This is a genomic window from Kitasatospora sp. NPDC088351 (assembly GCF_040685575.1).
Taxonomy (GTDB): Bacteria; Actinomycetota; Actinomycetes; order Streptomycetales; family Streptomycetaceae; genus Kitasatospora.
Map to the genome: position 1 here is coordinate 83,550 of NZ_JBFBIL010000017.1, position 20,005 is coordinate 103,554.

The following is a 20,005-nucleotide window of genomic DNA, read 5'->3' on the forward strand; positions in this document are numbered from 1 at the left end:
TTCCCCGGTCCGTTCACTCCGCGCCGCGGCAGGCCGGCCGCCCGCTCCGGCGGATCGGCTGCGGGCCGTAGAACGCCGCGGCGGGGTGCGGTAACCGGCCGCGGGACCGCACCGGCCGGCCGGGCCGCGAGCCGATGCCGGGGAGAGCGAGCAGGACCGGCGGACGGGTCCAGTCCTCCTGCTGGAGCACGACGTCGATGCGGGTGCGGGCGCCGGCGCAGATGTCCACCGGACCGACCGTACCCACCAGCAGCGGGGAGTCGCCCCACTGCTCGGCCGAGGTCCGCGCCCCGAGCGTCACCGCGTGCAGGTGCCAGGTGCCGGGCGGCACGTTCTTCACCCGGAAGGGCCCAGTTCCGTCGAGCTTCGTCCAGGCCGCGGGCTGCCCCTGGAGGATCGGGCTGTCGAACAGGCCGATGTACAGCGGCGAGCGCGACGTCCCGAGCACATGGGCGGTGCCCGCCACGGATCCCAGCGGGCCGCGCTCGACGGGGCTGGGGGCGATGCCGGGGTCCTCGTCCGTGTCGTGCCGGCCGATCCGCCGGTACTGGGTGGGGGAGACGCCCACCGAGGTCGTGAAACGGCGGGAGAACGTGCTGGGACTGCTGTAGCCCACCCGTGCGGAAATCTCTGCCACATTCAGGGAACTGTGCACCAGGAGGGATTTCGCCTCGTGCAGCCGAACGGCGCTCAGAAAGCGCCCTGGAGTTACTCCGGTGGCTCGCTGGAAAACCCTGATCAAATAGAATTTGCTCACCATTACCGATCGGGCCAGATCGTCCAGGACGAGTGGCTCGTGGTAATTCTGGCGAATGATCGTGACGGCGCGGCGCGCATGGTGCTCCATTCTCCGCACTCCCTGATCCGGTCGACGACGATGAGAAACGGGCGTGCGGCCGCTGTGGCGCCGTTCCGGTGTCCCGCAGAGACTGGAACGGCAGCAGGAAAGCGCGCCCGTACGAGAACAGAGTGATGTTCAGCGGAGGGTGCTGCCGGGGGAGCGGGGCGTCGCGCGGACGGGCCGCGCACCTGACACACCCGGAGGTGTCGGCGGCTCGTGCGGGCAGTCGGCCCGGAGGAGGACTCCGGCCGTGGGCGGCGATGCTGACTGTGCGGAAGACTCTTCGTGCGACGGTCCGTGCCGGAGCCGGCCCCGCCCGGGTCTGTGTTCACCTGCAGACACTCAGCAACCCCCCGTTGCAGTCTGTTACGGCGGCTTTGAGCCTTGCATACGGATCCGCTTCGAGGCAACCGACAAAACGTCGGCGGCGGATACGCAGGTCACGTGATTTATGGAAAGTTTGCCGGGGGGGTCGGCGCCGGGCGCCGGATGGGCAATCTGGGCGATGACACCGCCGCGGAGCGAACCGCAGGCTGGGAGCGCCGACGGAGCGTGTGACCCCCCGTCGGGAAACGCCGCGCAGCCGCCGCGTGCCGTCGATGGCACCTTCCCCGAACCGGGACGCGCGCTGCGGGGCCGCGATTCGTCGCGCGCCCCTTTCACGACGTGGCCGCACCGGCACGTCGAACGAACACCCCCGCGCCCCGCGGCACGGGTGGCGCTCGGTCAACGCCTTTTCCGTCGACGCCCGGCCGAATCGAGGACCGTACCGATCATGACGACCCATCAAGTTGAGCTGCTGTTCCTGGACTTAGGTCTCATCCTGCTGCTCGCCCGCGGTCTGGGCGCGCTGGCCGGCCGTCTCGGCCAGCCGCCCGTGGTCGGCGAGATCCTGGCCGGCATCCTGCTCGGACCGACGCTGTTCGGCAGCCTGGTCGCCGACCGGCTCTTCCCCGCCGACGTGCGGCCCCTGCTGGGGGCGCTGGCGAACATCGGCGTCGCCCTGTTCATGTTCGTCGTCGGGCTGGAACTCGAACACCGTTTCCTGCGCGGCCGGGTGAGGATCACCGTCGGCGCCGCGACGGGCTCGACCCTGGTGCCGTTCGCCCTCGGCATCCCGCTCGCCTTCTTCCTGCTGCGCAACCACCCGACCGAGCAGCGGGCCGCGTTCGTGGTGTTCATCGGTCTGTCCGTGTCGGTGACCGCGTTCCCGGTGCTCGCCCGCATCCTGGTCGGCCGGGGCATGTCCCGCCTCGCGATCGGCGGCCTCGCACTGGCCACCGCCGCGGTCGTCGACGTCGCCGCCTGGTCCGCGCTGGCCGGGGTGCAGGCCGTCGTCGGCGGCGCCGGCGGCTACTGGCAGGTCTCCCTGCTCGTCCCGTTCACGGTGCTCCTGCTGACCCTGCGGCCCCTGCTGCGGCGGGTGCTCACCCACGGCGCCCCCGGGAAGGGGCTCACCCCGACGGGCATGGCCGTCGTGATGGTCGGCATCTTCCTGTCCGGAACGGCGACCGAGGCGATGGGGATGCACTACATCTTCGGCGCCTTCCTGTTCGGTGCGCTGATGCCCCGCGAGGGGACGGAGGCGACGCGCGAGGAACTCTGCGAGCGCACGGGCGAGATCACCTCGCTGCTGCTCCCCGTCTACTTCGTGGTCGCGGGCCTGAAGGTCGATCTGCGCGGGGTGGGCCTCGAAGGGCTGACCGAGCTGGCCGTCATCCTCCTCGTCGCCATCGGCGGCAAGTTCGGCGGGACGTACCTGGGTGCCTGCTCGCAGGGACTCACCGCGGAGGACTCGGGGACCCTGGCGGCGCTGATGAACACCCGGGGCCTCACCGAACTCGTGATCCTCGGCGTCGGACTGCAACTCGGCCTGCTGGACGGCCCGCTGTACTCGCTGATGGTCGTCATGGCGCTGGTGACCACCGCCATGACCGGGCCGGTCCTGAACCTGATCGAGGCCAGGAGCGCCCGCCGGGCGCCGGCCGTGGTGCCGGGCCCCGGCGCCGGGGGTGGCGCGGTCGAGGAGGACATGGCCACGGCCGGACGGCAGGGCCGTGCGTCCGGCTGAACGATTGCGGCTCGAATCAGCCGTGTTCCGGCCGGGCCCCGATGTGTAGGGTGGGGAAGCGTGAAGGCGGAGACCCTGAGAGGCAATCTGGAAGGCATGCTGCTGTCGGTGCTGGAGCCCGGGGCGCAGCACGGCTACGCGGTGATCGAGGAGCTCCGGCGGCGTAGCGGCGACGCCATCAACCTCCCGACCGGGACGGTCTATCCGGCGCTGCACCGGCTGGAGGCCGCCGGGCTGGTCGACAGCGAGTGGATCACCCACAACGGCCGTCGCCGGCGGAACTACTTCCTCACGACGGCGGGCCGCCGGGCACTGGCCGACAAACGGACGGCGTGGCGGGAGGTCTCCTCCGTGATCTCGGTCGTCCTGGGCGGGCAGCCGTGACGCACGCGGCCGTGCTGCAGAGCTTCACCGACCATGTGGCGGAGCACCTGGTCGGGCCGGACTCGCGCCGTTCGGCCATCGTCGACGAGATACTCGACGGCCTCCAGTGCGCGGCGGAGGGCAATCTGGACGTCTGCGACGACCTGGAGGAGGCGGCGCAGCGCGCCGTCCTGGAGTGGGGCGCGCCGTCCGAGGTCGCCCGTGCCTACAACGACGCCACGCTGCGCATCAGTGCCAACCGGCTGTCGCTGCAGGCGGTCTGTGCCCTGCCGCTGCTGGCGGTGGCCTGGGGTTCGGCGCTGCTCGGCGGGCCGGCCGGCCCCTGGCCGCAGCATCCGCCGCTGCTGCTGGTGGGGCTGGCGGTGGTGGGTTTCGGCTGCGTGCTGTCACTGGCGGGCGGGCTCTCCGGCATCCGCAAGGGCATCGGTTTCGAGGCGGCGGCCGCTCCGCGGGACCAGGTGGTCGCCACCGGTACGCTCGCGGCCCTGATCGGGCTGCTCTGCGTGCTGGGCGCGCTGACCCTGTTGCTGGTCAACCGGGGTGTGAGTCATCCGGAGTCGCTGGACTGGCCCAAGGTCGTCCTGCCGGCGACGCTGACGCTGCTGGCCGCCGGGTACTTCGGGACGGCCCTGAAGCGCTTCCTCTCCGTCCTGCGCGGGGCGGATCCCGTGTAGCGCCGTCTCCTGTCCGGCCCCGGCCGCCGACACGGCGGTTTCCGGGGGGACGTTGCACCACGTGGTCGGTCGTCCGGGCCGCGATGAGTTCACGCAGGCGCCCGGCCGGGGTCTCCCGGCCGGGCGTTTCGCGTTGGCGGCCCCGGTCCCCTCACCCGGCCCTCGGGCCGGTCGTTGTGCCACTCGCGGCCGGTCGCCCACCAGGGGACCGGTGCGTTCCGGGGCCGTTCCGTCGTGTGCCAACTCGCGACCGGATCGGTTCATTTGATATTGCGTCACCGGTTGTGGCCGGGCTATGGTCTCCTCCTACATGCGTAGCGTAGCTACACAGTAGCGTCCCTACAGGAGGGGTTACCTTGGAGCGCATGACGCGGTGGGTGCTCGCCCATCGGCTGTCAGTCGTCCTGGTCTGGGTGGTGCTCACCCTGGCCGGTGGTGCCATGTCGGGCAGCACGATCGACAAGCTTTCGTTCGAGTCCCGGCTCCCGGACAAGCACTCCCAGGAGGCGAACGACGCCCTGGCCCAGCGCTTCTCGCAGACCGGCGGCAAGAACGCCCCGCTGCTGCTCGTCGTGACCGTGCCCGACGGCTCGACGGTCGACAGCGGCGGTGTCCGCGAGCAGTGGGGCGACCTGATCGCCAAGGTCACCCCGAAGGGCGGCCGCAGCGTCTCGTTCGCCGGTCCCGGCGGCGAGTCCCTGGTCTCCCAGGACAAGCGCACCACGGTCGCGCTGGTCTACCCGCCGGCCAACCGCTCCAACGCCCCCTACGAGCAGTCGCTCCCGGCGATCAAGACGGCGGTCGAGAGCGCGAGGATCGGCGGCGCCCCGGTCGAACTGACCGGCCAGCCGGTCCTCTCCGGCCGCGACAGCGGAGGCCAGCGCAGCCCGATCTACGAGACCTTGATCGGGGCCCTCGGCGCCCTGGTCGTGCTGGCCCTGGTCTTCGCCAGCGGCCTCGCCGTGGTGCCGCTGCTGATGGCCATGGTCGCCATCCCGACGACGTTCCTGCTGGTGCGCGGTATCACCGGGATCACCGACGTCTCCTTCATCGTCCAGTACCTGGTGGCGCTGATCGGCCTGGGCATCGCGATCGACTACGCGCTCCTGATCGTCACCCGCTGGCGGGAGGAGCGGCAGAAGCCCGGATCCGACGGTTCCTCGCCCGAGGAGCGCCGGGAGGCGGTCGTCCGGGCCGTCTCCAGCGCGGGCCACGCGGTGGTGCTCAGCGGCGCCACGGTGGCGATCTCGCTCGCCGCGCTGGTGGTCCTGCCGGTCCCGTTCCTGCGCAGCGTCGGCTACGCGGGCCTGCTGATCCCGCTGGTCAGCGTCGGCGTCGCGATCACCCTGCTGCCCGTCCTGCTATACGCCTGGGGCGACAAGCTCGACCGGCCGCGCCGGGTGCACCGTCCGGACAGCCGGCTGTGGGGCCGGATCGCGGGCTTCACCACCCGCCGTCCCGCGCTGTGCGCGGTGCTCAGCGGCGCGGTGCTGCTGGCCCTCGCCGCCCCCGTGCTCGCCCTGCGCCTGGGCCAGCCGGCCACCGTGACGCTCGCCCAGGGCGGCAAGCCCGCCGCGGCCTACCAGCGGATCGTCGACGCCGGCTTCGGCGAGGGCATCGCCCGCCCGCTGGAGGTCGTCGTCGACGCGGGCGGCTCGGACGCCGTGCAGGGCAGGCTCGCCGCGCTCGAAGGCGTCGCGGGCTCGGCCGCCCCGGCGGACTGGGCGCGCGGCGGACAGCGCGTCATCGACGTGTGGACCAAGGCCGACCCGTCCAGCAGCACCGGCCGGGACACGGTCACCAAGGTCATGGACCTCGCGGAGGACACCCCGGGCACCCTGGTCGGCGGTGGCCCCGCCACGGACGTGGACTTCATCGACGGGGTCTACGGCTCCCTCGGGCTGATCCTGGTCTTCGTCGCCCTGCTCACCTTCGTGGTGCTCGCCCGGACGCTGCGCTCGGTGGTCCTGCCGATCAAGGCGCTGATCCTCAACGCGCTGTCCACCTGCGCGGCGTACGGCGTGGTCGTCCTGATCTGGCAGAAGGGCTACGGCAGCGAGCTGCTGTTCGACACCCCGGCGATCGGGGCGGTGACCATCTGGGTCCCGATGGCGGTCTTCGCCTTCCTCTTCGGGCTGTCCATGGACTACGAGGTGTTCATCCTCCACCGCATCCGCGAGACCCACCTGGAGCTGAGTGCCAAGGGCGTGCGCGACACCGTGGTGCCGTCCGTCGTGACGGGCATCAGCCGCACGGGCCGGCTGGTCACCTCCGCGGCGTTCATCCTCTTCCTGGCCTTCACCGCACTGGCCAGCATTCCGATCACCGATGTGAAGGTGTTCGCCACCGCTCTGGCGGCGGGCATCATCATCGACGCCACCGTGGTCCGGGGTCTGCTCACCCCGGCTCTGGTCACCCTCCTCGGGCGGTCCAACTGGTGGTTCCCACGCTCCTTGGGCCGGCTGCTCGTCACTACCCCCGAACGGGTACCCGCCCCGAGGAACCGCCCCGCCGTTGACGACGCGGCAGGGGAAGCGGGACGGACGGACGGCTCGTCCGCCGCTCCCGCCACGCAGGCCGGCCCGCAGAACCGCGCCTGACGGTGCAGGCCACCGCGCCACGGCGCGGTGGCCTGCACGCGCTTTCTCACCGCTTCACCTGAGTGCGCAAGGCTGGTGGCGCGGGCGCCGACGGCAACGCGGCGCCCCCGACCGGACGAGTGCGAAGGGAACCGACAGTGTCGATACAGAGCCCCAGCCACGATGTGGTGATCCTGGGATCGGGAATCGCCGGATCCACCCTCGGCGCGGTGCTGGCCCGCAGCGGGGCGAAGGTGCTGATCGCCGACGCGGGCACCCACCCCCGCTTCGCGGTGGGCGAGTCCATGATCCCTCAACTCGTCGCCTGGCTCCAGGTGCTGGCCGAACGCTACGACATCCCCGAGTTCGAGGCCCTCACCGACGCCACGACCATCAACCAGCAGGTGAGCAACACCTTCGGCCGCAAGCAGCACTTCGGCTTCATGCTGCACCGGCCGGGCCAGGAGCCGGACCCGACCGAGGCGCACCAGTTCGTCATCCCCGACGCGCTGACCTCGGCGAGCCACCTGTTCCGCCAGGACAGCGACGCCTACCTGCTGCGGGTCGCCGTCGGGTACGGCTGCGACACCCGTCAGCAGTGGCGCGCGGAGAAGATCGACTTCGACGACGACGGCGTCACCGTGACGGGCACCGACGGGCACCTGGTCCGGGCGCGCTACCTGGTGGACGCGAGCGGCTTCCGCTCGCCGCTGGCCGACCACCTGGGCCTGCGCGAGCAGCCGGCCCGGTTCCGGCACCACTCCCGCTCGCTGTTCACGCACATGATCGGCGTCAAGCGGTTCGACGACGTGCTGGAGGTGCCCGAGCAGGACCGGCCGCCGGTGCCCTGGCACAACGGCACCATGCACCACCTCTTCGAGCGGGGCTGGTTCTGGATCATCCCGTTCGACAACCACGAGCTCTCCCGGAACCCGCTGTGCAGCGTGGGCGTCACCTTCGACCCGCGGCTGTACCCCAAGCCGGAGGGCATCGGCGCGGAAGAGGAGTTCGAGCTGCTGCTGAGCCGCTTCCCGGCGGTGGCGCGGCAGTTCGAGGGGGCCAGGAAGGTCCGGGAGTGGGTGTCCACGGGCCGGCTGCAGTACTCCTCCAACAAGACCGTGGGACAGCGGTGGTGCCTGATGTCGCACGCCGCGGGCTTCCTCGACCCGCTCTACTCCCGGGGCATGTCCAACACCTTCGAGATCATCCACGCGCTCGCCCCGCGGCTGCTCGCCGCACTCGCGGACGACGACTTCGACGAGGAGCGCTTCCGCTACGTCGAGGAGCTCGAACAGGGCCTGCTCGACCACAACGACACCCTCGTCAACTGCTCGTTCATCTCCTTTTCCCACTTCCGGCTCTGGGACGCCGTCTTCCGTGTCTGGGGGAGCGGCAACACACCCGGCACGCTGCGGATCAACAACGCGCTGCGCAAGTACCGCGCCGACCGCGACGCGCGCGTCTTCGACGAGCTGGAGAAGGTGCCGCACGTCGGCCTCTGGTGGCCCGACAACGACGATTTCAAGGCCCTTCTGGACGGTACGGCGAGGGCCTGCGAGCAGTACGAGGCGAAGGAGATCGACGGGGACCGGGCGGCGGACATCATCATGGGACTCGTCAGGGGTTCCGAGGCGGTCCACCCGGGATTCGGCTGGAAGGACGAGAACCGGCGGTTCATGCACCCGGACCGCGGCCAGATCGTGGAGTTCCTGCAGTGGGCGGCCGGATCGCCGGTGCCGGCGCTGAGCACCATCGGCCGCGAGAGCCTCGGCGCCCTGCGCGCGGCCGGTGCCGGGTCGGCCCCCCTCCCCGCGGAGGGAGGCCGGTGAGCACCGTGGCCCCGGAGGGGGTGGCGAGCGTCCAGGAGGCGAACAAGGCCCTCGCCCGCCGCTGGTTCGACCAGGGCTGGAGTCGCGGGGAGCTGGACGTGGCGGACCTGATCTTCGCCCCGGAGTTCCGGCTGGGCGGCCGGCCGGTGGGCCCCGAGGGCCCCCGGGAGAGCGTCCGGCTGCGGCGCGCGGCGTTCGCCGGGCTCACCGTCGAGGTCGGGCTGCAGGTGGCCGAGGGCCCGTGGGTGGCGAGCTGGTACACGACCCGGGGCACGCACGTGGGGGAGTTCGCCGGCGTTCCGCCCACCGGGCGGGCGATCTCCTCGGAAGGAATCCAGCTGTGGCGGGTGGAGAACGGGCTCGTCGTCGAGGACCGGAATGTCTTCGACGTGCAGCGGGTCCTTTCCCAGCTGCGGGCGCAGGACCGGGACACCCCGGGCCCGGCGCCTTTCGCTACCGGTCCGCGTGAATGATCCTGTTCTCGTAGGCGAAGATGACGGCGTGCACGCGGTTGCGCAAATGGAGTTTCTCCATCGCGTTCCGGATGTGCGATTTCACGGTGCTCTGGCTGAGCTTCAGCTCCGCCGAGATCTCGGCATTGCTGAATCCCTGGGCCACGAGGTGGAAGACCTGGAGCTCCCGCTCGGTCAGCGTTTCCAGCGGGGAATCCCCGGACTCCTCCCGGGCCCGGGGGATCAGCAGGGAGCGGCCGGTGGCCGTGATGCGGACCGCGGCGGCGACCTCCTCGGACGTGCTCGCGCAGGACAGCACGCCGTGGACACCGGCCTGCAGCACGTGGTCCGCCGCCGCGTCCACGTCGTCGACCAGGACGAGCGCCTTGGCCGCGGGCAGCGGCGACCGGGTCCTGGACAGTGCGCCCACGATGTCCAGGGCCCGGCCCGCATGCTTGTGCGTGCTCACCACCACCACATCGGGTCGCAGCTCCCGGTACCGTTCGACGGCGCTCTCGCGGTCGTGCGCCGTACCGACCACCGTCAAATCGGGACAGTTGTCCAGAATGGTGCGCAGGCCGGCCAGCGAGATGGGGTGCGAGTCGACGACGAGGATGCTGAGGCGGGGCGCCACCGGCATGTTTCTCCCCCTGGGATCATGGTTACGCGGTGGCAGTATGGTTCCACAGCGGGATCGCATCCATACAGTGATCCGGACAGTACGGTCCGGTGGACCCCGGCCGGCCCTCCACGGGCCGCGGGTCCCCGGGGCCGGTGGCCGGGCCGGACGGGGACCAGGGGCGTGACGAACACCCGCTCCCGGACTGCTGGTCGGTCCGGGAGCGGGTGCTCGTCGCTTCCTGGTGTCGGGTGCCTGGTGCCGGGTGCCCGGCCGGAACGGGGCCGGGCACCGTCAGGTCCGTCGGGCGGCCGTCACCGTCCGCCGCGGCCGCCGCCGATCCGGGCGCGCAGCCACCGCTCCACGGGGCGCTCGTAGAACTGGTACAGCAGCGCACAGGCGGCCAGGGTGATCGCGAGGGCGAGGACCGCCCACCCCGCATTCGACCAGCTCGCCTTCACCGGGCGCATGTAGTACTCCATGACGCCGTTCTTGTCGAAAAGCGAGGAGGAAATCTCGAAGAGCACCGTGAAGTGCAGGAGGTAGAAGGCGTACGACCATTCTCCGAGTTTCACCATGGGCCGCGTGCCGAGCCACGAAGTGCCGCCCGAGATCTCCTTTCCGGCGACCGCCACGATCAGCAGGGCGAACAGCGGAGCGGTGACCTGGGGAAGGGCGTCGTAGACGACGAAGAGACGCCAGGTCTCCTCGCGCAGCAGCCACAGGACGACGTAGCCGGCGGCGACCAGGGCGGCGGCCGGCGCGACGCCGATCGGGGAACGCCAGCCCTTGCGCACGGCGGCCGCGGCGACCACGCCGAGCAGGAACTCCCAGACCCGGGCGACCGGCGAGAAGGTGCCGAGGAGCAGGCCGTTCACCCCGGTGAACTTCGGCCGCGCCTGGGGCGGGTAGGCGTCCCACAGCCAGATCCTCAGGCCCCAGCCCACCACCAGCAGCAGGACGGCCGCGACGCCGAGCCAGCGCAGCGACCGCCGCGCCAGGGGCCTGGCGACGAACGGGAAGAGCGCGTAGAAGAACGCCTCGCAGGCGAGGGACCAGGCCACCGGGTTCGCGCTGTCCAGGATGTGGCCGGGCACCCAGGCCTGGTACAGCAGGACGGCGGAGAGCGCGGTCACCTTCAGGGTGTCGGCGTGGTCCGGCCGGGCGTCGGGCAGCTGGAGCAGCAGCGGGACCAGCACGGCCACCAGCAGCACCGGCCAGATGCGGGCGAACCGGCGGCCGTAGAACGGGCCGACCCGGTCGCCGGCCGTCCACGTCCAGGTCAGGACGAAGCCGGAGAGGACGAAGAAGAACGTCACGCCGGAGGAGCCGAGGGACAGCAGCGGCTTGGCGTCCGGCAGCGGCAGCAGGGTGCCGACGTGCGACAGGAAGACGGCGAGGGCCGCGATCCAGCGCAGGCCGGTGAGGGAGTTCAGCCGGGCGGCCGGACCGGCGCCGGGGGCGGAGGGCGCGGGGAGCGGTGATTTCCGCTCTTGCGCGGAGGATCTCATGGAAACGACACCAGCCATTTCGACGGGGACGGGGCCGGGTGCGGCCGGCGGTCTTCTGAGGTCGGGAAATCGTGCGGCAGCATTGCACCACCGGCCGATGAAACCGGGGTTAAGCAGGTATAAATCGGTGCCGCGGGGCTTCTTCGGGTATTCCGTTCACTGGCCCGTCCGCCGGGGCCTAGGTTAATGTGTTCGAGCGTGTCCGGTCGAATTTTTCAGGAATTGGGGGAACAGCATGCGGCGATTTCCTTATGCCTCGGCCATGGTGACCGGGGCGTCGGGCGGGATCGGTGAGGGGTTCGCCAGGCTCCTGGCGCGGGAGGGCGTCGACCTCGTCCTCGTGGCGCGGCGGGGCGAACTCCTCGAACGGCTCGCGAGCGACCTGCGGGCCGCCCACGGGGTGACCGTGGAGGTGCTCCGGCTCGACCTCACCGACGAGAGTCAGCTCGCGCTCGCCGAGCAGCGGCTCACCGATCCCGAGCGGCCGGTGGAGCTGCTGGTGAACAACGCGGGGTCGAGCGGCTCGGGGTACTTCGCGGAGCTGCCGGCGGAGCGCGAGCTGCACACGGCGGTGCTCAACGCGGTCGTCCCGCTGAGGCTGTCCCATGCCTGCCTGCCGGGCATGATCGCCCGCGGCTCCGGCGGGATCGTGAACGTCTCCTCGCTGGTCGCCGTCCTGCCCAAGCCGCGCTCGGCGACGTACGCCGCCTCCAAGGCCTTCCTCTCCTCGCTGAGCGAGAGCCTGGCCATGGAGGTCGCCCGCCACGGCGTCCACATCACCACCGTGCACACCGGCCTGACCCGCTCCGGGTTCCACGAGGCGGCCGGGGTGTCGACCGACGCGCTGCCCGGCATCAAGTGGCTGACGGCCGATCAGGTCGCCCGGGCGGGCCTGGACGCGGTGGCGGCCGGGCGGACGTCCACGGTGCCGGGCCTGGCGTACCGCGTCCGGCTGCCCCTGATGCGGGCGATGCCGCGGTCCGTGGTCCGGGCCATCACGCGGCGCGTCCACGAGCGGCGGGCGGCATGACCGCGCGGCGCCGGATCTCCCCCCGGCACCGGGTCCGCAACAAGGCCGTGGTCCTCCTCCACCGGCTGGGGCTGCCCTTCGGGCCCATGTACCTGCTCACCGTCCCCGGCCGCCGGAGCGGCCTGCCGCGGACCAACCCGGTCGCCCCGGTGGTGGTCGACGGCGTTCGCCACCTTCTCCAGGCGTACCCGGAGTCCGACTGGGTCAGGAACGCCCGCGCGGCGGGCCACGGGACGCTGACCCGGGGCCGGCGCTCGCAGCGGGTGGACCTGGTCGAGCTGCCGGTGGCGGAGCGGGGCCGTGTGCTGCGGGAGTTCCCGCGGCAGGTCCCGCGGGGCGTGGGCGCGTTCGTGCGCAACGGGCTGGTCGAGTCCGGCTCCCCGGAGCACTTCGAGGCGGCCGCGGAGCGCTGCCCGGTGTTCCGCGTCACGCCCCGGACGTCCTGAGGCCGCGGCCCGCGGCGCACCCGCGGGCCGCGCACCCGCGGGCCGCGCACAGCACCGAGCGGCCGGCTCCCACACCTTCGTGGGAGCCGGCCGCTCGTGTCGGCCGCTCGTGCCGGCCGGGCGCACTGCCCGGAGCGCGGAACGCCCGGCCGCCGACGGCCGTTCCGCGTGCCGGGTCAGTGCGGCAGCGCCTTCTCGACGTCCGCCTCGGTCGGCAGCGGCGCACCGTGCACGTCGACGCCGGTGGTCAGGTAGCGCAGCTCGTCGGGACCGTCGTTGCGCAGCCAGCCGGCCATCCGCCGCAGGTCGTCGGGCATCGGGTAGACGAACCGGCACTCGGGGTCGCGCAGGCCCAGGTGGTCCAGCACGACCGGCGCCTCGACCACCGTCTTCAGCAGCTCGGCCCCGGCGTCGGCGGCGGTCCGCTCCCCGCGGTCGACCGCGTCGCAGATCCGCACCATCTCGTCGAACAGGGCCTTGTAGCCCGGGGACCCGGGAACGGGCAGCCCGGGGTACGCGGCCTTCTCCATCGCGCGGAGCACGCCGTCGTCGCCGGACTCCTCGAAGCGTTCGGTGAACCGGTCGAAGCGCAGATTGATCGGCACCTCGGCGGCGCACCAGACGCGGTACACGGCGTTCCACAGCGTGTGGTCCTGGAAGGAGACGAAGGAGCTGTTGACGAGCTCGTCGTTGTGCCGGATCAGGCCCTGCTGGAGTTCGTCGACGTAGCGGAAGCGCTCCTCGTCGAAGTCGTTGTCGGAGAGCGCCTCGAGGAGCCGCCAGGCGAGCGAGTTGATCACCTCACCGGTGTTGGTGAGACCGCGGGAGTACAGCGGGTCGAGGAAGCCGGCCGCGTGGGACATCAGGAACCAGCGGTGACCCACCGTCCGGGTCGAGGTGTACTGGATCCGGTCGGCCGACACCCACGGCCGCACCGTCCGCGCGTCCGCGAACAGGCGCTCCACCGCGGGGAAGCGTGCCGCGAAGGCGCGGAACTCCTCCTCCGGGGTCACGTCGCGGTTCCGCGGGTACTTCCGCTCGTCGAGCGTGAGCCCCACGCTGACCAGAGGGTTCTTCGAGCCGGGAGAGTTGTTGAACGGGATCGACCAGAACCAGCCGCGGTCGAAGAGGTGGTGCATGGTGCCCTCGACCCACGGGATCGGCGGCGCGTCCTCGGGCCCCACGCGCAGGCACTCGTCGGTCGGCCGGACCCCCAGCATGTGGGTGAACATCGAGCGGGAGTGGTGCTTGAGCGCCTCCGGCGGACGGCGCAGGTCCAGCTTCGCGGCGAGCGGCGAGCGGAAACCGCTGGCGTCCACCAGGCAGCGGCCCTCGTACCGCTCGCCGCCCCGGCCGACCACGGCGACGTGGTCCTCGGCGAGTTCCACGTCCTCGACGTGGAACGCCTGCCGGGCGTCGCAGCCGTAGCGGATGGCCGTGTGGAAGAGGTACGCGTCGGTGTCCTGACGGAACAGATGACCGGTCTGCAGGGCCTTGGACGGCGGGCTGAACTGCAGGAACTCGGCCGGGTCCGGCTCCTTGCCCTCCTCGTGCCGGATGAAGCCGAAGTGCCGCTTGGTGCCGGACGTCGGCGAGATGTCGTCGCGGATGCCGTCGGAGGAGGTGAGCGACTCCAGCTCGGGAACGCCGTAGCGCCGGGCGAGCAGCCGGAACACCTTGAGGGTGTAGAGCGTCGTCGACTCGCCGACGGCGAACCGCGGGTGGACGCCGCCGTCGAGGAGCAGGACGGAGACGCCCTGCTTGGCGAGGATGGCGCCGAGGGTCGAACCGGCGATGCCGGAACCCAGAATGATCACGTCGTGGCGCGGCGGCGCGGCGAGCCGCAGGCCGGCGCGGTTGCCGGAGGGTTGTCCGGGCATGGTGTCCTCCTGGTCGGACTGAGGCAGGTGGGCGGCGCCACAGGTGCGCCGGAGCGGAACGGGGTCGGCCGGGACAGCGCGAATGGCGCGCTGCCCCGGCCGGGGCCCGGCGGGCCGTTCGGCGGACGGACGTCCGGTGGTGGAAGGGCGCGGGCCCCGCCCCCGGGCCGGGTGGGTCAGCCGCGGGGCCGCGCGTCGGCCGGGGCGCCGTGCAGGCCGTGCCGGACGGCCTGCGGACCCTTCAGGTCGCCGCGGGCGCCGGGCGGCGGCATGAATCCGCGCATCTCGTTCTCGTTGGCGAGCTGCTGCATCTTCTCCCAGTCCGGCATGCCGCCGCCCGAGACGAGCTTCGACAGCCCGATGAAGAAGTTCTCCACCCCGCCGGGGGTCGCGATGACCAGCAACTGGCCGGGCTCGTCACCCACGTTGAGGAAGCGGTGCGGCACGGCGCGCGGGCCGAAGATCACGGTCCCCTCGCCGATCCGCTCGGTGACCCCGCCGACCTCGAACTCGTAGGTGCCCTTGTTGACGAAGAACGCCTCGTCGGCGGTCTCGTGGACGTGCAGCGGCGGACCGCTGCCCGGCTGGGTGGAGATCTGGTAGAAGCTGTACAGACCGCCGGTGTCCTCCTTGCGGAGCAGGAACCGGCCCTCCTCGCCGAACCAGCAGACGGGCTCGACCTCGTCCCGGTTGACGACTTTCCGTTCGGGCTTCGACAAGGTTCATTCCTTTCGGTCGGATCGTCCGGAGGCGGACGGCAGCCGTGGTGACAGGCAATCAGTGGTTGCAAAGAGGGTGATAAAGAGCGGGAAAACCCGGTGCTGGGGTGTGGCCGGGTGCCGGCCGGCCGGGGCGTCAGGCGAGTGACGTGCCGCCGTCCGCGACCAGGCAGCTGCCGGTGAGGTACGCGGCGCGCTCGGAGGCGAGGAACGCGACGACCTCGGCGATGTCCTCCGGGGTGCCGTTGCGCCGCAGCGCGGCCCGCTCGGCGGCCGCCCGGCGCTGCTCCTCGGGGATGAAGCGGGCGAGTTCGGTGAGCACGAGGTTCGGCTCCACCGCGTTGACCCGCACCCCGTGCGGGCCCACCTCCAGTGCCAGGGTGCGCACGGCGGCCTCCACGCCCGCCTTGGCCACGGTCAGCGGCAGGAACCGGGGTGCCGGCCGCTTGGCGAGCGCCGCCCCGACCGCCACCACCGAGCCGCCGCCCCGGGCGACCATGCCGGGGAGCACGGCCCGCGCGGTCAGGAACAGCGCCTTGAGCTGCTGGCTGACCACGTGCTCCAGGTCCTCCCAGGAGAGGTCCGCCGCGGGGGCGATGCGCGCCTCGTGGGCGCCCAGCCCGGCGGCGTTGAGCACCAGGACCTCGATCGGGCCGAGCGCGGTCGTGACGGCCCCGACCAGGGCGGTCACCCCGGCGGGGTCGGTGACGTCGCCCTGGACGGCCACCGCCTCACCGCCGTCCCGCCGGATCGCGGACACCAGGTCCTCGGCCCGGTCCGCGCTCTTGTGGTAGTTGACCGCGACCCGCGCCCCGCGGGCCGCCAGCAGCCGGGCGGTGGCCGCGCCGATGCCGCGGGAGGCACCGGTGACCAGGGCGACCCGGCCCGCGAACTCCGGGGTTCCGGGTGTCCGGCCGGCGGCCCCGGGGGCGGGTGCGTGCGGTTCGTGCTCCTCGTGTGCCGGATTCACCGGATCAGCTCCTCGGATCGGGAACGGGTCCTCGGTCCACCGAGGACGAAGGTCGGATCAGGGAAGGCGAAGTGCCCTCCAGGGAAGGGGAGTTCGGTTCAGGGGTCGGGTTCAGCCGAGCACCAGCCAGGTGCCGCCGAGCGCGATGCCGAACGCCAGGCCGGCGAAGACGGTGCGCAGCAGATTGGCGCGCGCCCACCGGGTGCGCAGGGCGTCCCAGCCGTCGGGGATCTCGCCGGCCGCGGCCCAGCCGTCGATCCGCCGGTTCATCCGCACGTTGCGCAGCTCCGACACCAGGGCGACCCCGGCCACCGAGGCCAGCGCCGCCGCGAAGGCGGCCTTCGCGGCGGCCCCCGGCGCCAGCACGGTGAGCCCGAGGCCGGCGGCCAGGGCCACCTTGTTGACGGTCGGCATCAGCGGGTCGAACCCCGGGTCCAGCAGCCGGTGCACGTCGGACCAGGTCTGCCGCGGCAGCCGCAGCAGCATCGGGACGATGGCGCGTTCCACCGCGAGCAGGGCGCCCGCGAGGATCCCCGTGCACAGGACCAGGACGACGGCCAGAATGGTGACCAGCATCGGGCCGGTTCACCCCGCCCCGTGGCCGAGCGGCTCGGCCGTCCGCAGCGGGGCCCGCTCCAGCCGGTCGTCCAGCATCAGCGAGTAGCTCTGGCCGCGCGCGACCGAGTCGAAGAACGCGTACATCGCCGCGTCGCGCAGCCGGCACAGCGGGCCGCTGTGGGCGAGCCCCAGCGCGCCGATGCGCCACGAGGTCGTCACCATGTCCGCCGCCCGCGCGCGACGGGCGGACTCGAACGCGCGCAGGGTGGCGGGCACGGCGTCCGGCTCGCACCGGCCCAGCAGGTCGGCGAGCACCACACCGCTCTCGATGGCCTGACCGGCGCCCTGGCTGAGGTTGAGCGTCATCGGATGGGCCGCGTCGCCGGTGAGCACCACCCGGCCCTTGCTCCACCCGCCGGCCGGCGGCCGGTCGTGGATCGGCACCGGCAGGATCGCCTCCTCGTCGGTCGAGGCGATGATCCGGCCGACCGGGTTTGGCCAGTTCCGGTACGCGGCCGCCAGCCCGGCCCCCCGCGAGAGGCGCAGGGTGTCGATCCCGGCGGTCGCGCGGTCGCTGGTGATGGCGTCCCAGTAGACCTCCTCCTCGTTCAGCCGGCAGTACAGGAAGCGCAGCCCGCCCTTGCCCCACATGTTGAAGAACGTGCCGGTGGGCACCAGCGACTCGCCCGGCAGCCGGGTGATGGCCTGGCAGGCCGTGTAGCCGGCGTACCGCGGCGGCGGCTCGAAGCCGTTGCGCAGCGTGGCGCGCACGGTGGAGCGGAGTCCGTCCGCGCCGATCAGCACGTCGCCGCGGGCCGTGGACCCGTCGTCGAAGTGGGCGGTGACGCCGTCGGCGTCCTCGGTAAAGCCGGTGAACCGGCGGCCGAGGTGGATCCGCTCCTCGCCGACCGCCTCGGTCAGCACCGTGTGCAGCGTGGACCGCCGCAGCGCGCAGGCCGGCGCGCCGATCCGCTCCGTCGGGCCGTCCAGCCGCCACCGGGCGAGTCGCCGGCCGGAGTCGGAACGGAACTCGTGGAAGCGCATGCGCACCGCGTCGGCGGCGACGGCCTCGTCCAGCCCGATCCGGCGCAGCGCCAGGAAGGCGTTGTGCCAGAGCATGAAGCCGCCGCCGGTCAGCAGCCGTCCCGGCGTGGGGCGAGCCTCGAACACCTCGCAGGCGATGCCCTGCCGCAGCAGCCCCGCCGCCGTGGTGAGCCCGCCGATGCCGGCCCCGATCACCAGGGCCTTTCGGATGGTCGCCATGGGCCGTGGTCCGCTCAGCCCTGCGACGGCACGCTGTCGAGGCGGGCCCGCAGGTCGAAGATCCGCCGCTCGATCTCGCCCTTGCTCCAGTACGGGAACATCGGGGCCGCGGTCTCGCGGTGGGTCGGGGCGTCCTCCCAGGTGCGGAACGCCTCCTCGCTCTCCCACTCGGCGAGCAGGATGTAACGGCCGGGCTGCTCGGCGTCGCGCAGCAACTCGTCGCGCAGGTGGCCGGGGGTGCCCTTGACCGCGGCGGTGACCTGCCGGTACGCCTCCTCGAAGGCCGCCTGGTCGTTCTCCTCGACCCGGGCGGAAACCATGATGCGAACGGTCACGACGGACCACCTTTCATCGGTGTGGTGCCCGGCACGTGCTCGACCACGTCGAGCACGTGCTTGCGGGCTGATTCACGGAACTGCTCCAGCCTGGCGCTGAGTTGCTCCCTCGCCGGGCCGTTCTGGAAGGCCTCCAGAGCGGCCCGGTCGGCCCAGTCGGCCATCACCAGGTAGGTGCGGGGGGTGCGCGGGTCCCGGGCCAGCGACTGGGCGACGGAGCCCGGCAGTAGCGCGGCGGCCCGTGCGGTCTCCAGCCAGGCGGCGCGGAACTCCTCCTCGCGGCCCTCCCGGACCGTCATCTCCAACACGGCGCGGATCACGGCGTGCGGTCTCCTTCGGGTCAGATGCCGCCGTCGACGTCGAGCGTGGCGCCGGTGACGTAGCGGGCGGCGTCGGAGACGAGGAACAGCACCGCGTCGGCGATCTCCGCCGGCCGGCCGAGCCGGCGCAGCGAGATCCGCTGCTCGTACGCGGCCCGCCCCTCGGCGCTGACCGCCTTCATCTGGTCCGTCTCGACCAGCCCGGAGGCGATGCAGTTGACGCGCACGCCCCGCGGACCCAGCTCCTTGGCCAGCGCCCGGGTCAGGCCCATCACCCCGGCCTTGGACGCCACGTAGTGGGCGGCGCCCGGCATGCCGTGGTGCGCCACGGCGGAGCTGATGTTGACGATCGAGGCGGTCTCCGCGAGGTGCGGCAGCGCCCCGCGGATGACGTGGTACGTGCCGGACAGGTTGGTGTCGAGGATGCGGTGCCACTCGTCGGGACCGAGGTCCGTCAGCGGCAGGTGGCTGATGACGCCCGCGTTGTTCACGACGGCGTCGATCGCCCCGTACCGCTCGTGCGCCTCGGCCGCCAGCCGGGCGGCGTGCTCGTGGTCGGCGACGTCGGCGCGCACCAGGGTCCCCCGGGCGCCCAGTTCCGCCAGTTCGGCGCGGAGCGACTCGACCTGCTCGCTCTCGTTGACGTAGCAGGCCGTCACCGCGGCGCCCTGGGCGGCCAGGGCGAGCACGGTGGCCCGCCCGATGCCCCGGGCGCCACCGGTCACCAGGGCGTGCCGGCCCTTGAGGCCGAAGCCGAGGGCGGCGGTCATCGGGCCACCGCCGTTCCGGCGCCGGCGCGGGCGGCGGCCTCCACGCGCTCCTTGATGAGCGCCAGCTGGACCTTGGAGTTCTCGTTGATGCGCGCGGTCATCGCGGCGTCGTCCACCGGGGCGTCCGGCTTCATGCGGAACTCCTGTACCCAGCGCAGCTCCACGCCGGCGCCGGTCTGCTCGTACGTCCAGTGGATGTTCATGAAGGCGAACGGGCCGGTCTCGACCCGGCGCGCCCGGACGCTGCGGTTCTCGCGGTCCATGACGCGTTCGGAGACCCAGCTCCAGACCTTGCCGTCGGGCTCCGGGTGGAGGGCGAGGCGGAACCGCACCGTGTTGCCGTGCCGCTCCAGGACGTCCGCGACGGCGTACTCGCTGAACAGGTCCGGCCAGCCGGCCACGTCGTTGGTGATGTCCCAGACCAGGTCGAACGGCGCGTCGATCACGATGCCGTTCTCGGTGCGCGCCGCGGCCAGCCGCAGCTGCTCGTTGACCAGGCCGCAGATGCCGGGGAGCTGGGTGAGGCCCTCGGCGTCCAGGCGGATGTCGTAGCGGTTCTCGACCTCGGTGAGGATGTTGATCAGACCCAGCGAGTCGATGCCCAGGTCGTCGATCGTCACGGCGGGGTCGTCCGTCTGCAGGCTCTCCAGCGGGACGCCGGTGCACTGTTCGACGATGGTCAGGAACGCGTCGTACTCAAGGGGTACTGCGGTCATCGGGGTGGGATCCTTTCGGCATCGCGGGGTGGTAGGTG

Annotated in this window: 20 protein-coding genes and 1 pseudogene; 8 read left to right on the forward strand and 13 right to left on the reverse strand. The window is 72.2% G+C overall.

Translation table 11 applies throughout. From position 1 onward, the window contains the following. Positions 1-13 precede the first annotated feature (13 nt). Positions 14-847, reverse strand: coding sequence for a helix-turn-helix domain-containing protein (locus tag AB0P06_RS15365; RefSeq protein WP_363607752.1), 834 nt, complete (start codon positions 845-847; stop codon positions 14-16). Between the two features lie 769 nt (positions 848-1,616). Between AB0P06_RS15365 and AB0P06_RS15370 the strand changes: the two genes are divergently transcribed. The 6 genes from AB0P06_RS15370 to AB0P06_RS15395 all read left to right on the forward strand — a co-directional run bounded on the left by AB0P06_RS15370 (position 1,617) and on the right by AB0P06_RS15395 (position 8,851). Then, complete coding sequence (locus tag AB0P06_RS15370) at positions 1,617-2,912, forward strand: cation:proton antiporter (RefSeq protein ID WP_363607753.1); 1,296 nt, start codon at positions 1,617-1,619, stop codon at positions 2,910-2,912. 60 nt (positions 2,913-2,972) lie between these two features. Further along, a complete protein-coding gene (locus AB0P06_RS15375) occupies positions 2,973-3,296 on the forward strand; it encodes a helix-turn-helix transcriptional regulator (RefSeq protein ID WP_363607754.1) in 324 nt (107 codons plus the stop codon). Further along, on the forward strand, positions 3,293-3,970 hold the full coding sequence (locus AB0P06_RS15380; RefSeq protein ID WP_363607755.1) for a hypothetical protein: 678 nt from the start codon (positions 3,293-3,295) through the stop codon (positions 3,968-3,970). Before AB0P06_RS15375 ends, AB0P06_RS15380 begins: the two co-directional genes overlap by 4 nt. A gap of 365 nt (positions 3,971-4,335) precedes the next feature. After that, the gene (locus AB0P06_RS15385) at positions 4,336-6,570 is read left to right on the forward strand and encodes an MMPL family transporter (protein ID WP_363607756.1); all 2,235 of its coding nucleotides are present in this window, start codon (positions 4,336-4,338) and stop codon (positions 6,568-6,570) included. Between the two features lie 137 nt (positions 6,571-6,707). After that, on the forward strand, positions 6,708-8,378 hold the full coding sequence (locus AB0P06_RS15390; RefSeq protein WP_363607757.1) for a tryptophan 7-halogenase: 1,671 nt from the start codon (positions 6,708-6,710) through the stop codon (positions 8,376-8,378). After that, positions 8,375-8,851 carry an ester cyclase gene (locus AB0P06_RS15395; protein WP_363607758.1) on the forward strand — a complete coding sequence of 159 codons (477 nt, stop codon included), beginning with the start codon at positions 8,375-8,377 and terminating at the stop codon, positions 8,849-8,851. The genes AB0P06_RS15390 and AB0P06_RS15395 overlap by 4 nt, the downstream gene beginning before the upstream one ends. Here the strand turns inward: AB0P06_RS15395 and AB0P06_RS15400 are convergent. Beyond that, complete coding sequence (locus tag AB0P06_RS15400; RefSeq protein ID WP_363607759.1) at positions 8,832-9,470, reverse strand: response regulator transcription factor; 639 nt, start codon at positions 9,468-9,470, stop codon at positions 8,832-8,834. The genes AB0P06_RS15395 and AB0P06_RS15400 overlap by 20 nt on opposite strands. A 293-nt stretch (positions 9,471-9,763) precedes the next feature. Continuing rightward, complete coding sequence (locus AB0P06_RS15405) at positions 9,764-10,960, reverse strand: acyltransferase (protein WP_363607760.1); 1,197 nt, start codon at positions 10,958-10,960, stop codon at positions 9,764-9,766. Between the two features lie 262 nt (positions 10,961-11,222). Between AB0P06_RS15405 and AB0P06_RS15410 the strand changes: the two genes are divergently transcribed. After that, the gene (locus tag AB0P06_RS15410; protein WP_363607761.1) at positions 11,223-11,990 is read left to right on the forward strand and encodes an SDR family oxidoreductase; all 768 of its coding nucleotides are present in this window, start codon (positions 11,223-11,225) and stop codon (positions 11,988-11,990) included. After that, positions 11,987-12,436, forward strand: a complete 450-nt coding sequence (locus AB0P06_RS15415; RefSeq protein WP_363607762.1) for a nitroreductase family deazaflavin-dependent oxidoreductase — start codon at positions 11,987-11,989, stop codon at positions 12,434-12,436. Before AB0P06_RS15410 ends, AB0P06_RS15415 begins: the two co-directional genes overlap by 4 nt. 176 nt (positions 12,437-12,612) lie before the next feature. On the opposite strand, the gene AB0P06_RS15420 is transcribed toward AB0P06_RS15415, so the two are convergent. The 10 genes and pseudogenes from AB0P06_RS15420 to AB0P06_RS15465 form a co-directional block, all read right to left on the reverse strand. Continuing rightward, a complete protein-coding gene (locus AB0P06_RS15420) occupies positions 12,613-14,316 on the reverse strand; it encodes a tryptophan 7-halogenase (RefSeq protein WP_363607763.1) in 1,704 nt (567 codons plus the stop codon). Between the two features lie 176 nt (positions 14,317-14,492). Continuing rightward, positions 14,493-15,035, reverse strand: a complete 543-nt coding sequence (locus AB0P06_RS15425; RefSeq protein WP_363607764.1) for a cupin domain-containing protein — start codon at positions 15,033-15,035, stop codon at positions 14,493-14,495. Between the two features lie 136 nt (positions 15,036-15,171). Then, positions 15,172-16,005: an SDR family oxidoreductase gene (locus AB0P06_RS15430; RefSeq protein WP_363607765.1), complete on the reverse strand. Its 834-nt coding sequence runs from the start codon at positions 16,003-16,005 to the stop codon at positions 15,172-15,174. Between the two features lie 111 nt (positions 16,006-16,116). Next, the gene (locus tag AB0P06_RS15435; protein WP_363607766.1) at positions 16,117-16,581 is read right to left on the reverse strand and encodes a DUF1772 domain-containing protein; all 465 of its coding nucleotides are present in this window, start codon (positions 16,579-16,581) and stop codon (positions 16,117-16,119) included. A gap of 9 nt (positions 16,582-16,590) precedes the next feature. Next, positions 16,591-17,826 carry an FAD-dependent monooxygenase gene (locus tag AB0P06_RS15440; RefSeq protein WP_363607767.1) on the reverse strand — a complete coding sequence of 412 codons (1,236 nt, stop codon included), beginning with the start codon at positions 17,824-17,826 and terminating at the stop codon, positions 16,591-16,593. Between the two features lie 14 nt (positions 17,827-17,840). Beyond that, a complete protein-coding gene (locus tag AB0P06_RS15445; RefSeq protein ID WP_363607768.1) occupies positions 17,841-18,161 on the reverse strand; it encodes an antibiotic biosynthesis monooxygenase family protein in 321 nt (106 codons plus the stop codon). Further along, positions 18,158-18,481: an antibiotic biosynthesis monooxygenase family protein gene (locus tag AB0P06_RS15450; RefSeq protein WP_363607769.1), complete on the reverse strand. Its 324-nt coding sequence runs from the start codon at positions 18,479-18,481 to the stop codon at positions 18,158-18,160. The genes AB0P06_RS15445 and AB0P06_RS15450 overlap by 4 nt, the downstream gene beginning before the upstream one ends. A gap of 20 nt (positions 18,482-18,501) precedes the next feature. Continuing rightward, a complete protein-coding gene (locus tag AB0P06_RS15455; protein WP_363607770.1) occupies positions 18,502-19,251 on the reverse strand; it encodes an SDR family NAD(P)-dependent oxidoreductase in 750 nt (249 codons plus the stop codon). Continuing rightward, positions 19,248-19,727: an SRPBCC family protein gene (locus tag AB0P06_RS15460; RefSeq protein WP_363607799.1), complete on the reverse strand. Its 480-nt coding sequence runs from the start codon at positions 19,725-19,727 to the stop codon at positions 19,248-19,250. The genes AB0P06_RS15455 and AB0P06_RS15460 overlap by 4 nt, the downstream gene beginning before the upstream one ends. A 39-nt stretch (positions 19,728-19,766) precedes the next feature. Then, positions 19,767-19,967 (reverse strand): annotated as a pseudogene (locus AB0P06_RS15465) (acyl carrier protein); the annotation flags it as partial. Between the last annotated feature and the right edge of the window lie 38 nt (positions 19,968-20,005).